Annotated in this window: 11 protein-coding genes; 3 read left to right on the top strand and 8 right to left on the bottom strand. The window is 48.2% G+C overall.

Annotation, left to right across the window (positions count from 1 at the left end; all coding sequences use genetic code 11):
- Nucleotides 1–154: 154 nt before the first annotated feature.
- Complete coding sequence (rnr, locus tag HMPREF9944_RS06875; protein ID WP_008565400.1) at nt 155–2,350, bottom strand: ribonuclease R; 2,196 nt, start codon at nt 2,348–2,350, stop codon at nt 155–157.
- 373 nt (nt 2,351–2,723) lie between these two features.
- On the opposite strand from rnr, the gene HMPREF9944_RS06870 reads away from it, so the two are divergent.
- Nucleotides 2,724–3,845: an energy transducer TonB gene (locus tag HMPREF9944_RS06870; protein ID WP_008565399.1), complete on the top strand. Its 1,122-nt coding sequence runs from the start codon at nt 2,724–2,726 to the stop codon at nt 3,843–3,845.
- Nucleotides 3,846–4,243: 398 nt separating this feature from the next.
- Nucleotides 4,244–4,753, top strand: coding sequence for a VCBS domain-containing protein (locus HMPREF9944_RS06865; RefSeq protein WP_008565398.1), 510 nt, complete (start codon nt 4,244–4,246; stop codon nt 4,751–4,753).
- Between the two features lie 1,058 nt (nt 4,754–5,811).
- On the opposite strand, the gene HMPREF9944_RS06860 is transcribed toward HMPREF9944_RS06865, so the two are convergent.
- The 7 genes from HMPREF9944_RS06860 to HMPREF9944_RS06830 all read right to left on the bottom strand — a co-directional run bounded on the left by HMPREF9944_RS06860 (nt 5,812) and on the right by HMPREF9944_RS06830 (nt 11,831).
- The gene (locus tag HMPREF9944_RS06860) at nt 5,812–6,567 is read right to left on the bottom strand and encodes an exodeoxyribonuclease III (protein WP_008565396.1); all 756 of its coding nucleotides are present in this window, start codon (nt 6,565–6,567) and stop codon (nt 5,812–5,814) included.
- Nucleotides 6,564–7,193, bottom strand: coding sequence for a DUF4840 domain-containing protein (locus tag HMPREF9944_RS06855; RefSeq protein ID WP_008565394.1), 630 nt, complete (start codon nt 7,191–7,193; stop codon nt 6,564–6,566). Before HMPREF9944_RS06855 ends, HMPREF9944_RS06860 begins: the two co-directional genes overlap by 4 nt.
- 74 nt (nt 7,194–7,267) lie before the next feature.
- Nucleotides 7,268–7,861 carry a GTP cyclohydrolase I FolE gene (folE, locus tag HMPREF9944_RS06850; RefSeq protein ID WP_025829780.1) on the bottom strand — a complete coding sequence of 198 codons (594 nt, stop codon included), beginning with the start codon at nt 7,859–7,861 and terminating at the stop codon, nt 7,268–7,270.
- Between the two features lie 57 nt (nt 7,862–7,918).
- Nucleotides 7,919–8,623 (bottom strand): SPOR domain-containing protein, encoded by a 705-nt coding sequence (locus tag HMPREF9944_RS06845; protein ID WP_008565391.1) that lies wholly within the window; start codon nt 8,621–8,623, stop codon nt 7,919–7,921.
- Between the two features lie 85 nt (nt 8,624–8,708).
- The gene (locus HMPREF9944_RS06840; protein ID WP_008565390.1) at nt 8,709–10,796 is read right to left on the bottom strand and encodes a BT_3928 family protein; all 2,088 of its coding nucleotides are present in this window, start codon (nt 10,794–10,796) and stop codon (nt 8,709–8,711) included.
- 7 nt (nt 10,797–10,803) lie between these two features.
- Nucleotides 10,804–11,352, bottom strand: coding sequence for a DUF1599 domain-containing protein (locus tag HMPREF9944_RS06835; RefSeq protein WP_008565389.1), 549 nt, complete (start codon nt 11,350–11,352; stop codon nt 10,804–10,806).
- A 71-nt stretch (nt 11,353–11,423) separates the two neighbouring features.
- Nucleotides 11,424–11,831: a hypothetical protein gene (locus HMPREF9944_RS06830; protein ID WP_008565388.1), complete on the bottom strand. Its 408-nt coding sequence runs from the start codon at nt 11,829–11,831 to the stop codon at nt 11,424–11,426.
- A gap of 101 nt (nt 11,832–11,932) precedes the next feature.
- Here HMPREF9944_RS06830 and HMPREF9944_RS06825 point away from each other — a divergent pair, with 101 nt between their 5' ends.
- The gene (locus HMPREF9944_RS06825; protein WP_008565387.1) at nt 11,933–13,387 is read left to right on the top strand and encodes a CCA tRNA nucleotidyltransferase; all 1,455 of its coding nucleotides are present in this window, start codon (nt 11,933–11,935) and stop codon (nt 13,385–13,387) included.
- The last annotated feature ends 611 nt before the right edge of the window (nt 13,388–13,998 follow it).

Below are 13,998 nucleotides of genomic sequence, written 5' to 3'. Positions count from 1 at the left end.
GCCAATTTTCAAGGAAATGCTCCTTAACGACAAGCGGATAATCACATTCCTACATGGCCTTAACTTCAACACGCGGTCCAGATTGTTATGCGAAAACGCGCTCTCTTCCAGCTTATGCTTAGGATGAAAGCGCGCGTACTGATGGACATCAGGCCTATTCTGCTACCGTAAAGTCGAGTTGTTTCTTCTCTAAGTCGGCCTTTGCCACTTGAATTCGAATGGCATCTCCCAGCTGATAGCGGTGATGATGCCGCCTTCCTTTCAGGCAGAAGTTGCGTTCGTCGAAGTCATAATAGTCATCTCCGAGGTCACGCATGGGTATCATTCCCTCGCAATGGTTCTCATCTATCTCTGCATAAATGCCGTAACTCGTGATTCCACTGATGTGGGCATCGAATGTTTCGCCAAGCTTATCGCTCATAAACTCCACCATCTTATATTTAATAGAGTCGCGTTCGGCATTTTGGGCCACGAGTTCCATGTCGGAACAATGCTCACACAGTTCCTCATAATGCTTCTCGTTGGCACTCCGTCCGCCCTCGGCATAGCGCGTAAGGAGGCGATGTACCATCGTATCGGGATAGCGACGGATAGGACTTGTGAAGTGAGTATAGTAGTCAAATGCCAGTCCGAAGTGTCCGATATTGTGGACACTGTACTTCGCTTTCATCATGGCTCGTAGCGCAACTGACTGTATCATCTTCGCTTCGGGCTTGCCGTTGCAGTCGTCCATGAGTTTGTTGAGGCTACGGGCCATGGCACCTTTCGTGCCGTCGGTCTTCACTTTGTAACCGAATTTCACGATAAATTGCCGCAAGGTCTCCATCTTCTGCGGGTCAGGATTGTCGTGTATGCGATACGGAAGCGTCTTTGCTTTCCGTCCTTTCTTCACTTTTCCGACGCTTTCTGCCACGGTTCGGTTGGCCAGAAGCATGAACTCTTCAATTAGTTTATTGGCATCGCGCGAACGTTTGAAGTAGCATCGCGTCGGTTTTCCCTGTGCATCGATGTCGAAATGCAGTTCCTCGCGGTCGAATTTCACTGCCCCACCTTTGAAACGACGGGCACGCAGCTGCTTTGCCAAGCGGTCCAAGGCAATCAATTGGTTGGCATTCTCTCCCCGATAGCCGCCTTTCGGAGCCGCCGGAGCAGGCTCTCCGGTGCCGTCAATGACGCCGTTGGCCTCTAAAATCTCCTGCACTTCCTCGTAAGCATAGCGGCGGTTGCTTCGGATAATGGTGTGAACAATGCGGTAAGCCTTGACATTTGCTTCGTCATCAAGATTGAAAATGACGCTATAAGCCAGCTTATCTTCGTCGGGACGGAGCGAACAAATGAAGTTACAAAGCCTTTCGGGGAGCATCGGAATCGTTCGATCTACGAGGTAAATACTTGTGGCTCGCTTCACAGCTTCACGGTCAATGATACTGCCTTCCTTGACATAATGGCTCACGTCGGCAATGTGAACACCCACTTGCCACAGCCCTTTATCGAGCTGTTTGATAGAGAGAGCGTCGTCAAAGTCCTTGGCATCGTGCGGGTCGATGGTGCAGGTGAAGACATTGCGGAAGTCTTCTCGCTCGGCTTCGTCCTGCTTCGTGATTTCTCCGGAAATCCTTTCTGCGGCCTCTTCCACGGCTTTTGGATAGACATAAGGCAGGCCGTACTGGGCCAAAATGGTGTTCATTTCGACGTCATTATTGCCGGTTTGCCCCAAAACATCAACCACTTCGCCAATCAGGTTCTTGTGTTCTGCGTCGGGCCATTGGGTGATTTTGACAACTGCTTTGTCGTTATTCTTACCGCCTTTCAGCTTCTTTTTCGGGATAATGATATCGTTAACGAAAATGTTTTCGGGCGTAACAAGGTAGGCAAAGTCGCGATCTACGCGTAGTCTTCCAACGAAACTGTCTTTCTTCCGCTGCAATATTTCGATGACTTGTGCCTCTTTGATGTGTCGCTGTCTGCGTGCCATGAAGCTCACTTTCACCCGGTCTCCGTTCGTTGCCCACATGGAATTGCGTTCCGAAACGAAGATGGGTGAACCGCCATCGTCAGGCAGAAACGAGTTCTTTCCATTCGATTTGCGCACGAAAGTGCCCTCCTGCACCTGCCCTTTTGTGTTGAGTCGGTAGGAAGTATCGGTCACTTTCGTCAGGAAATCGTCCCAAGCCATCTCCTCCATTGTGTCGATTGCCAGCATTTTCAAGGGGTGTGTATCTAATTTGAGTGCGCGGAATATCTCCTTAAAGCTTAGTGTTTTGCCCGGTTGCGTGGCAAAAAAGTCGTGCAATCGTGCGCTGATTTGCTTCTTGGTCATGCGTTTTCCGCCTTTTCTCCCTTTTCCCATAGTGTTCGTTTTTTATTGTTTTCCATCGCAAAGTAACGAAAAAGAAACGACAAAAGCAATTTTTATCCCGCTTTTTTGTGGGCAGTGAGGGAATGAATTACAGCTTTCCCACTATTTAAAAGATGTGATACAGCATTATAAAAGTAACCGTTCGATAGGACCGTCAATACTATAAATATCCGCAAAAGTGGTAAAACAAAAGGCAATATAGGTAATCATGGTTCGGGATATTCATCGTATCTTTGTCAAATAATTAAAGAAAGATATTAGTTTTTTTTAATGGTTAATTTAGTTTTAGAGTAATAAAACGAGATTTGTCGGGACGACAAGTCTCGTTTTTTCAGTAACTTTGCACATAGAAAAACGATAAACGATGAAGAGAATTCTATTCCTGATGGGATTGTTGCTGCCGGTTTGCGGTGCAAAAGCCCAAAACACGGTGAGCCGAACATGTGTGAGATACGAGCAGCGTCATGTGGTTTGTACGAATGAAAAGGGCGAGATGAACGTCGTCGACATGGATTTCGAATGGCCCGAACGGCTGTGTTACGTCGCTCAACCGGTTCTCCTGCAGCACATCAACGCACTTTTGGGCGACACATGTACGGCACTCGACCGCAAGATTGCGGCCATTCAAGCACGCTACGGACAGCCGTTGCAGGCAAAACTCGACACGATTCCCGACGATAGCAGGTTCTGTTATGCCACTTATTCCGTGCGCGAAGTGGGCCTACAGGAAGGACGTTACATCTCGATGCGGGTTGAAAAGCAAGTCCAACCGGGCGCAAATTCGTCTCAAAAGCAGGAACACCGGTTGGAATTATTTGTGTATGACATTGCCAATCAACGTATTCTTCAGGGCAAGGATGTGCTGAAAACGGAAGAAATCATGGAGAATCCGGCTGCTTCTTTCTATCTGAGTGAGGCACTAACTAAGGGACTTTTGAGCGATTATGCTGTCTCTCTCGATGCACAAAAGCTGTATGGGCCGGTCCCGGTGAACGATGGAACACTGCTGATGGAGGTGGGTAGCGAGGGAAAACCGACTGTTCAGTCGATGTTTCCGACTGCCGATTGGACGTATTTCATGGCATCCAAATTCAAAAAACTGCTCAAAAGTAAACCTGTTATGGGCACTCCCGTGGAACAATCTGATACGCTTTCCACGGCTGACAGTCTGTATGTGTATCGCCAAACCGACGTGGCTGCCTCGTTTTCTTGGTGCGGTAAGACGCTTGGACAATATATTATTGACAATTTGGTGCTGCCACCTTATATTAAGAATGAGGTGCTATCGGGGCGTGCTTTGGCGCGTGTGGTCGTCGAACGCGATGGAAGTCTGAGTCATCTTTCGGTTGTTTCGCCGCTTTCTCCCTCGTTCGACAGAAGCATCATCGCCTTGCTTGCACGCATGCCCAAGTGGTCTCCCGCCCTGAAAAACGGACAAGCGGTGCGCAGTCTTTGTTTTATTCCTGTAAACTTCAGACTGCAATAGGTTTCAAAATGACAGTTTTGAGACTTAGAAAAGGTGCATCTTGATAGCCATCAAGGTGCTGATATTTACAATATGATTTAATTGAAAATAGTTTACAGTTGTGATTGTAAGCCGTTATGGCCTTTTGTGTGTGATAATAGCCCTCGTTTTTCATGGTATGCTGCAATATGTTAGCAATTAGTCCTTATAGAATGGGTATGCTGCTATAGCGGTTTTACAAATTGTAAGCAAAGTGTTTTGTTTTTAATAAGTTTGAAATTGAAAGTAGGGTGTTGGATAACGACCGATTTTTTGAGGAAAAATATGTATAAAATAGTGTTAAAATAAGAACAACGTCATTGGAATTTTCTCTATATTTGCAAAAGAAAGCAGAATAAAAAACTAAAAAGTATACAGTTATGAAGCGAATTCTTTTGATATCCATGCTGGCATTGCTGACCATTTCAAGCTATGGTCGCCGCCATGTTGCTGAAAATGCAGTCGTTGTTGCTGACACTATCTACTATGCGGCTGACAAATCGAGCGTCGCAAACAGCGAACAAGCAAGTTACTATCGCCTTTTGATGAAGCAAGACAAGGGGCTTTCGAAGCGCGATGTGTTCCAAGATTTCTACATGAACGGCACACTTAAGGCCGAAGGTGAGTACAGTTTCATCGACTTAGGCAATGATGCCAACACCGTTCTCAATGGCGAAGTGACGACATATTATCAGAATGGCAAGGAGAAATGGCACGGTAAATACGTGAACGGCATGCGCGAAGGCTACTTTACGCTGCAGATGCGTGAGGGTGGCGTAGCCGTTGTGCAGTTCAAAAAAGGCCATTCGGTGCACAATTATTTCACGGTTACGGCTGCGGATGGCTCGATAGAGAAACGTCCGATTGCCGAATTGAAGGCTTTGATGTAAGCGAACAAGTTTCGCTCTCTTCTCTTCAATCAAAATAAATGAATTAGAAAAGTCTCTATTTTTAACAAGTAAGAATTACAGAGAGGCCTGCTTTGCGAGAAGCGGGCCTTTCTTTTTTTCTGTAAACAGGGGCAGATGCAGCTTTCATATCCTGCAGTTTGCGAGGTAGTGTTTGCCACTCGGTTTGCAACATGAATGACCTCGGTTTGCAACATGGCCCATTTTACCGCGCAATCTCAGCCATATTGCGCGGTAAAATGGGTGAGATTGCACCGCAAAATGGCTGGGATTGAAACGCAGGCTGCAAGCCGTTGATTATCAATGTGGCTGATGCCTTGGTTCGTTTGATTGCATGTAGGGACGCACGGCTCGTGCGTCCGCTCCAATAATCATGTATTTGTGTTTCCATTCACTTTGGGTGGACGCACGAGCCGTGCGTCCCTACATATCTGGACCGACCATATTGCGCAGTGAAACGGGACATATTGCTTACCAAGGTTCTGCTACGACCGCACCCGAAGATATGTCATTCAGCCGCCTGTGCTTCGTAATGTATTGGTCAAGAAACTGCTTCCTTATCAAAAAGATATGTTGTTGCTGGCTTCGGACAACGCCGTTCGGGCCATTTCGTGGTGGCGCACGTGCTGTATAAGCGGAAGCTGTTCATCAAGCTCTGAGCGAGGCATGGGGAAGGTCCTGCTGCTTTGCCATGAATTTGATGTGCGCATGCACTTCCTATAGAAGTATCGTTCCTTGATAACCGCACAGCCGGTCCTCTTCCTACTTAGGTTTGCGAATTATCTTCGTGAAGAGAAATATTTATCTTCACGATGAGAAATTTGTCTCTTCATGATGAGAAATATTTCTCTTCATGAAGATAATTCGATAGGGCAAGTATCTATGGCCTCACACTCCTTATAGGAAAGGTCTTGTATTCCTTATATGACGGGCTTTACAGGTATGAGTGCATGACGAAGTGGATGGAAGTGTCTGGCGAGGCACACGAAAAAGTTCCCCCAAGTGGTTCAGACACTTGGGGGAACTTTGTGAACAAGGCTTCAGAGGTCGAGGTCTACTTCAACCGGACAGTGGTCGCTGCCGAATATCTCGTTATGGATGGCGGCTTCTTTGAGCCGTGGTCGCAACCGATCGGAGATGAGAAAGTAGTCGATGCGCCAGCCGGTGTTCTTCTCGCGGGCGCGGAAGCGGTAGCTCCACCAGCTGTATTTGATGGCCTCGGGATAGAGGTTGCGGAACGTATCTGTGAAGCCATTGCCGAGCAGTTGGGTCATCTTGGCCCGCTCTTCGTCTGTGAATCCGGCGTTGCGGTGGTTGGTCTTGGGGTTCTTGAGGTCTATTTCCTCGTGCGCCACGTTCATATCGCCGCATACGATGACGGGCTTTCGGGCGTCGAGTCGGTGGAGATAGGCCTGAAAGTCGTCTTCCCAAGTCATGCGATAGTCGAGTCTTCGCAGACCGTCCTGCGCATTCGGCGTGTAAACATTGACGAGATAGAAGTCTTCGTATTCAAGCGTGATGACGCGACCTTCGTGGTCGTGCTCGTCGATGCCGATGCCATAGGCCACTGAAAGCGGCTCCTTTCGGGCATAGATGGCCGTGCCGCTGTAGCCTTTCTTGTCGGCATAGTTCCAAAAAGAAGTGTAGCCGGGGAACTGAAGGTCGAGCTGTCCGGCTTGCATCTTGGTTTCTTGAAGGCAGAAGAAGTCGGCATTGAGCGTCTCAAATGTCTGCGCGAAGTCTTTAGAGACGCAGGCACGCAGCCCGTTAACGTTCCATGAAACGAACTTGGTCATGGTCTCTTGGTCTTTGAAAGGAAGATGAAGTAGATGCCGGAGGGCCGGAGTACGTTCTTGTCGGACTTGATTTCGACCGGCGACATGTTCACTTGCAGTTTACTTTTGGTGGGATTATACCAGCAACTCATGGCATTGTTGAAAGTAAGTTGGTGGTTCTGGCTGTCGTAGTTGGCCGTGATGTTTGTCGTGAAATAGTTGGTGAAGCACTGATAGTAGCGTTTGTCTCTGTCTGCGAAGCCCACGGTTGTTATCTTGCTTCTTACAGATTGCGTTGCAGTATGCTTGCGGAGGGCATCTTTCACTTTCTTTCCTTCGGCGTATTCTGTGTTGGTCAAGTAGGCATAAAGGCTGTCAGGGACGTTAGCGATATGGACAATGGTGTCTCGGTCTATCGTAACCGTAACGTTTTCTATAGAGTCTGTGGCCTTGTAGAGCCGGCCCGATTGCTCGTAAACGGCATAAAGGTTGCCTTGATAGGTGCCTTTGAAGGCATTGAAAATCATTTTTGCTTCTTCCGGAGTGATGTTTTGTTCGTCGTTGTCACTGCTTAGGCAGGAAGAAAGCGCTGTGATGGCTGCAACAATGCAGAGCAAGGTGCAGGCGAGGTTACGTGTTTTTTTCATATTCGTTGTTTTTATTGTGGTTCGATAGGGGCAAGGTGAGTGGGGTTTTAGGCCGCTTTCCCGCCGTTGAATGCTTAAATTCGTTTGGATTCGCCACGCAGAAGGCTCATGAATTCCTGCCGGGTGGTGAGGTCGTTGAACACACCGCTGAAGTCGCTCGTGGTGGTGATGGCGTTCTGTTTCTCCACGCCACGCATCTGCATGCACATGTGTTTGGCCTCGATTACGACCATGACGCCTTGCGGTTTGAGCGTCTGCTGAATGCAGTCCTTGATTTGTTGGGTCAGGCGTTCCTGCACTTGAAGGCGATGACTGAAGATGTCTACCACGCGGGCCACCTTGCTTAGGCCTGTGATGTAGCCGTTTGGAATGTAGGCCACGTGGCATTTTCCATAGAAAGGCAGCAGATGGTGCTCGCAAAGCGAGAACACATCGATGTCCTTGACGATGACCATTTGGTTGTAATCTTCCTTGAACAGTGCGTCGGTGAGCACCTTATGCGGGTCTTGCGTGTAGCCGCGCGTCAGTATCTGCATGGCTTTTGCCACGCGCATCGGCGTCTTTTCCAATCCTTCTCTTTGTGCGTCTTCTCCCAAAAGCGTGAGGATATGCCTGTAATGTGTGGCGAGGTCGTCGAGACCGTCGCGGAATTCGTTTTCCGGATTCATAGCTGTTGAGTTGTCTGTATCATTGTTCTGTCCCTTGTTTTGTGCCATATTGAGAATTTAATCCTGCACGATTATCTTTCCTCTGACGATGCAGGCTTGCCGATAGCCCAATGCTTTTACCTTCCGCAGCATGGTTTCGGCCTCTTCAAAGCTGCGATAATTGCCCACACGGCATATCCAATGAGGCGAATAGAAGTGGACATAGACCGGCTGGTCGGGGTATTTCATCTTGATAGCCGTACTGGCTTGTTCGGCTTTCTGCCTGTCCAAGCGAGAGTTTCCGCCCGAAAAAGCCTGCACACGATAGCCTGTTATCTTGTGACTTCCACGCATCACCTTCTTCCGCATATCGATGGTTGGAATGTCAAGTTCGCCTTCTTCCTGTTGTTTTTTTATAGGTTCGGTCTTTGCTGTGGGCGTTTCGTGTCTCTCCACAGGCTTCTCCGTGGGTTCAACCTTGTTTGTGGCAGTCTTGGTCGAGTCGCCGGTGAGGATATGTTGGGGCTTTTTATTTTCTTTCTTCGTGGGTTCGGTCTTGCCGATTGCCGTTTCCTTCTTTACAATCTCTTTCTTCGGTTCGGTCGTTGCCGGTGTTTTCTTTGGCTGATTGCCATTGATGAGTTCGTCGATTTCCTTGCTCTGCGTGACGGTTACGGTGCCTTGTCCCGGCACATTCTTTCTTAAATGGTCGAGAAAAGTCTGGGCATGGGCAGGCATTGCCATAGCGATTGCTACACAGAAGAGCCAAGCGAACTTTTTCATTTTCTTGCGTTTGATATTAAATATTGGAAAGCCGGAACTTCCCGAAAGGGCTTTTTCTCCGGCTTTCCAATTCTTTCTCGTTGGTTTACTTCTTCCAAGCGTCAATGATACCCTTGAAATCAGCGGTCTTCAGTGAAGCGCCACCGATCAGACCACCGTCGATATTCGGCTTGGAGAACAGCTCCGGAGCATTTGATGCCTTGCAGCTTCCACCGTAAAGGATAGAGGTTTCCTCGGCAACTTCCTTGCCATACTTCTCTGCAACGATAGAACGAATGTAGCAAAGCATCTCTTCTGCCTGATCGGAAGTAGCGGTCTTGCCGGTTCCGATGGCCCAAATTGGCTCGTAAGCCAGTATGATGTTCTTCCACTCTTCGGCCGTCAAGTTGAACACACTGCCGTCGAGTTCGGCCTTAACGACAGCATTCTGACGGTTCGATTCGCGCTCTTCAAGCGTCTCACCACAGCAGAATATAATCTTCAAACCATGTTTTAAAGCCTGCTGAACCTTCTCTTTCAGGATCTCAACAGTCTCGCCATAATATTGTCGACGCTCTGAATGACCGAGGATAACATACTGCGCTCCGGTGCTTTTTACCATCTCTGCGGACACTTCTCCCGTGTAAGCTCCCTTCTCTTTGTCGGCACAATTTTCGGCACCGAGGCCCACTTTGTTGGCGTCAAGCACTTGGGCAACGCTTGCCAAATGGATAAACGGCGTGCAAATCACCACGTCGCAGTTGGGCTTTTCGGCCGCCAATGCCTCGTTGATTTCCTTTGCCAATGCGACACCTTCTTGCAGGTTGAGGTTCATTTTCCAGTTACCTGCTACGATTTTCTTTCTCATTTTATTTTCCTTTTGATTAAAGAGTTGATATAATTTGGTTTTGTTTTTCTTTTCTTTCAGCCTCACCCACTTGCTCCAAGCCCATAGACGGTCGGCTAAAGTCAGCAGGAACAGCGGCAGAATAAACCACAGAACGATTTTCAATATCTTGCCCGGAACGCTGTTTTTCGGCATCTTTCCCAATGCAGACTGTGTGATAGGCCGTGAAAGTTCGGCTCCCGGCAGGTCATTATGGCTCCATTTGTTGATGATAGTGCCGTCTTTGAGCAGCAAAAGTCCGGGATTACTGCGCACAATTGTCTTGAGTGTGGTCGCGTCGGTCATATAGAACGGGTATTCAGCTCCCGTGATATCGATCCACCGTTTGATGCCTTTTGCAGTGCTTGCCGTCAGACAATAGAACGGGATATCATGTTGTCCGGCATACTCATAGAGCTGGTCTATGTCGCCGAAGTTGCTGTCATCGGCTTGCTCCAAGTGCGGTGCAATGAGCAAAAATGTGTATCCTTTGCGTCCAAGTATCTTTTTCGTGAGGTCTTCTCCCGTCTTGTTATCCTCGATGGTGAAGTCATGTATGGGCGGAATATAGCCTTCGCTGACTTGCACGGTCTTGCTGTCAACGAACTTCCATGTGGAGTCCGGATAGTCGTTCAAGGTGAATTCCTTTCGCTGTCCGTCCTTTTCCATGATGAAAGTTGTCTCGAACTGCGGTCGTGGTGCACCCTTCGGAATCTGCATTCCCTGCAGAATATTCACGCCGATATGGTAAGGTCGGAAGTCAAACAGCGGCAGATAGTAAAGACTCAGTCCGCTGCTGACGAGGATAAACAGGGCCGTATAGTTGATAACAATCCACTGATTGCTCTCCGAGATAAAGCGGAACATCGCCAAAGGCTTCCGTGCTACGATGATTGAACAACCCAAAAGCACGATGTTCTTTACGAAAGTTTCCGTATTGGTGAGCTGCAGTGCATCGCCGAAACAACCGCAGTCTTTCACCGGATTGGCTATAACCAGCCACAAACTTACCAGCGTCATGGCTGCCATAAAAGCCACGATGAGCCTCGAACAGAGGCGGCGTTGAATAGCAAAGAGCAGGAAGATACCCATGCAGAACTCAACGGCTGCGAGCAAAACTGCCATGACCAGCAACAGCCAATCGGGCACAATGCCTTGCAAATGCACGGCCTCCGAATAGTCTTGCAGCTTATACAGCGTGCCAATCGGGTCGATAGCCTTCACGAAACCCGAGAAGATGAACGTCAGTGCCACGATGATTCGGCAGAGATTGACCGTTACTTTCTGCATTCGATGGTCTGCGCTCATTTGCTTTCTATTTGTTTTCGGCCAGTTTGATGGCTCCGAATACGGCATAATTGATGATGTCCATGTAGTTGGCATCAATGCCTTCGGATACCAAGGTCTGCCCTTTGAGGTCTTCAATTTCCTTTATTCGCTCTATCTTCGTAAGGATAAAGTCGGTGTAACTGCTGACGCGCATGTCTCTCCAAACCTCGTCATAGTCGTGGTTTTTCTTCAACATGAGTTCCAAAGCAGCCTTTGCATGCTCGTCATAGAGGCGAAGTGCTTCGTCAGGATTGATGTCCACGGCATCTACGAACCCTCGTTCAAGCTGGATAAGTCCGATGATTCCGTAGTTGATCAAGCCGATGAACTCGGGCCGTATGCCCTCACCAACGAGGGATTTCTGCTTGATTTCGAGCGATCGGATACGTTTTGCTTTGATGAAAAGCTGGTCGGTCAGGGACGATGGACGCAGTATTCGCCATGAAGCTCCATAGTCATGGAGTTTCTTACTGAACAGCTCACGGCATTCATTTATCGTGTTCTTAAACTGTTTCTCTGTGTTCAAGTTGTTCATAAGTTATGACTTATGATTGCAAAGTTACTTATTTCCCATGAAACAGCCAAATTTTTGGTCTTCAGGTTGGGCTAAGGATGCTGCTGACGGTAGCGAATCATTCGCACAACACCACACATTGCTTCGTATCTTGCCCTTAAAGAATCACATTTGGCACGCAGGATATTACGCTCATACAGCGCACGTTTGCCTTCAAGGGACTGAAGCGTTGCCTGCAAAAGAGAGTCGGTTTGCGCCACGTCGGCCTGTGCCATCTTCAGCGAAGCGTCCTGCCATATTTTTAAAGCTGCCCTGCGTGACGCCACAGCCTCAGGGAAACTCTTGCGCAATTCCATGATGGAATCGAGCGTCTGGCGGTAGTTTCCGGCTTTGTAAAGCGCCTCTATCTGCCCCAACAGCGGTGCGGCTTTCTCGTCTTGTGTCTCAGAACAGCCGCAAAGGGAGGTCATGAAAGCGAGCAGCCAAAAGTATTTCTTCATGCTGCAAAAATATAAAAATCTACCTGAAACGGCTCTTTCTGCCGCTAATTTTTAGTAACTTTGCACGCAATTTAGGGCAAGTTAAGAGAAATTAAGCAACAATGAGAAAGCTAACCGACGCCGATTTGGCGCGTCTCCTTGATGAAGATATATTCCATCTGATTGCAGATGAGGCCGATAAATTGGGACTTGAGTGTTATGTCGTGGGCGGCTATGTGCGCGATTTGTTCCTTGAACGCCCGTCAAATGATATCGATGTGGTCGTTGTCGGCAGCGGAATACAAGTGGCAAGCGCACTGAAAAGCCGGTTAGGCAAGCGGGCTCACCTCTCGGTTTTCCGCAACTTCGGCACGGCGCAGGTGAAATACCGTAGCTTGGAAGTGGAGTTCGTGGGCGCCCGCAAGGAGAGTTACAGCCACGATTCGCGCAAACCGCACGTTGAAGACGGCACCCTTGAGGACGATCAGAACCGCCGTGACTTCACCATCAACGCGCTTGCAGTGTGCTTGAACAAGGAACGTTTCGGCCAACTTGTCGATCCTTTCGACGGAGTTTACGACATAGAAGACGGCATTATTCGTACGCCACTCGACCCGGATATCACGTTTTCCGATGATCCTTTGCGCATGTTGCGTTGCATTCGCTTTGCCACGCAGTTGAATTTCTTTATAGAAGACGAAACATTCGAGGCGCTTCAGCGCAATGCCGAGCGCATTAAAATCGTCAGTGGAGAGCGTATTGCCGACGAAATCAACAAGATCATGCTGACCAAAACGCCCAGCAAAGGTTTTATAGACCTTTATCGTTGTGGACTGTTACAGCTGATCATGCCTGAGTTGGTGGCCTTAGATGTGGTGGAAACCCGCAATGGTCGCGCCCATAAAAACAACTTTTATCACACCTTGGAAGTGCTCGATAACCTCTGTAAGGCGCAATCTGGCAGCGGAAAGTCGGGCGAAATGGTACTTTGGTTACGCTGGGCTGCCTTGTTGCATGATATCGGTAAGCCGCGTAGCAAGCGTTGGGACAACGTTATTGGCTGGACTTTCCACAACCATAATTACGTGGGTGCGAAGATGATTCCAGGCATCTTCCGTCGCATGAAGCTGCCGATGGACAACAAAATGAAGTATGTTCAGAAGCTGGTAGACCTGCATATGCGACCCATAGTCATAGCAGATGACGAGGTAACCGACAGTGCCGTGCGTCGCTTAATGAACGATGCAGGCGATGATATCGACGACTTAATGATGCTATGCGAGGCCGATATAACGAGCAAGAACCAAGTGCGAAAGCAGCGATTCCTTGATAATTTCCGCATTGTCCGCGCGAAAATAGCCGACTTGAAAGTGCGCGATTACAAGCGGCTCCTGCAACCTTGCATCGATGGTAACGAAATCATGGAACTCTTCCACCTTGGTCCTTGCCGCGAAGTCGGGCAGTTGAAGCAGGCGTTAAAGGACGCCGTGCTCGACAATAAGGTTGAGAACGAGCGTGAACCACTGATGAAATTGCTCTTGGAAAAGGCCAAAAGCATGGGGTTGGTGAGCAAGTAGGAGTCTCATTTCCCTTACTCGTTGCGTCCAAACCTTGGATAACGTTATGGCGAAATATCCGAATTAATCGGTTCTCTTAAAGAAAAGGCGCTTGAAAGTCAGTATTGTACAAGCGGTAGTGCATAAAAACAAGAAAGGCAGATCATATAAAACAGCCTTTAAAAAAGGCCAATGAAGCCGATAAAGAAAGAAGTATGAGGGGACATATGCACTTAGGATACCGGCACAAAAGCAATACATAAAAGGTACAGGCTCCTTGGTTAGCCTGATTTCTTTGCCGCAATGATTGCACGTTGTGGCGTAGTTTGTGCCGCGATAGAAATAACGTAGGCACCGTTTGAGGGCTATCTTTCGATGGCAATATGGGCATTCTCGGTTCTTCATGCTCCTATGTTGTTAGATAAAGTCTTACGGCTATTTGCCGATTCTCATGTTGCAAATATACCCTGTTACGTAGAAAACAAACGAAGATTTGTTTAAAAAAACATTAATTCGCTGAATATCGGTGCCTTTCAAACGACGTTTCGGAACATCATCATGCAGCATAAGGCGCATCATTTCATTCTGTTTTCAGTGTCATCTCATGGAGGCTTTACCGCAGTGTCCATGAA

It is taken from the genome of Segatella maculosa OT 289 (assembly GCF_000243015.1).
GTDB lineage: Bacteria > Bacteroidota > Bacteroidia > Bacteroidales > Bacteroidaceae > Prevotella > Prevotella maculosa.
This window is presented reverse-complemented; position numbering and strand designations above follow the sequence as displayed.

Bases quoted from the DNA above. Each gene is read 5' to 3' on its own strand.
- rnr (WP_008565400.1), bottom strand. From the start codon at position 2,350: ATGGGAAAAGGGAGAAAAGGCGGAAAACGCATGACCAAGAAGCAAATC.
- HMPREF9944_RS06870 (WP_008565399.1), top strand. From the start codon at position 2,724: ATGAAGAGAATTCTATTCCTGATGGGATTGTTGCTGCCGGTTTGCGGT.
- HMPREF9944_RS06865 (WP_008565398.1), top strand. From the start codon at position 4,244: ATGAAGCGAATTCTTTTGATATCCATGCTGGCATTGCTGACCATTTCA.
- HMPREF9944_RS06860 (WP_008565396.1), bottom strand. From the start codon at position 6,567: ATGACCAAGTTCGTTTCATGGAACGTTAACGGGCTGCGTGCCTGCGTC.
- HMPREF9944_RS06855 (WP_008565394.1), bottom strand. From the start codon at position 7,193: ATGAAAAAAACACGTAACCTCGCCTGCACCTTGCTCTGCATTGTTGCA.
- folE (WP_025829780.1), bottom strand. From the start codon at position 7,861: ATGAATCCGGAAAACGAATTCCGCGACGGTCTCGACGACCTCGCCACA.
- HMPREF9944_RS06845 (WP_008565391.1), bottom strand. From the start codon at position 8,623: ATGAAAAAGTTCGCTTGGCTCTTCTGTGTAGCAATCGCTATGGCAATG.
- HMPREF9944_RS06840 (WP_008565390.1), bottom strand. From the start codon at position 10,796: ATGAGCGCAGACCATCGAATGCAGAAAGTAACGGTCAATCTCTGCCGA.
- HMPREF9944_RS06835 (WP_008565389.1), bottom strand. From the start codon at position 11,352: ATGAACAACTTGAACACAGAGAAACAGTTTAAGAACACGATAAATGAA.
- HMPREF9944_RS06830 (WP_008565388.1), bottom strand. From the start codon at position 11,831: ATGAAGAAATACTTTTGGCTGCTCGCTTTCATGACCTCCCTTTGCGGC.
- HMPREF9944_RS06825 (WP_008565387.1), top strand. From the start codon at position 11,933: ATGAGAAAGCTAACCGACGCCGATTTGGCGCGTCTCCTTGATGAAGAT.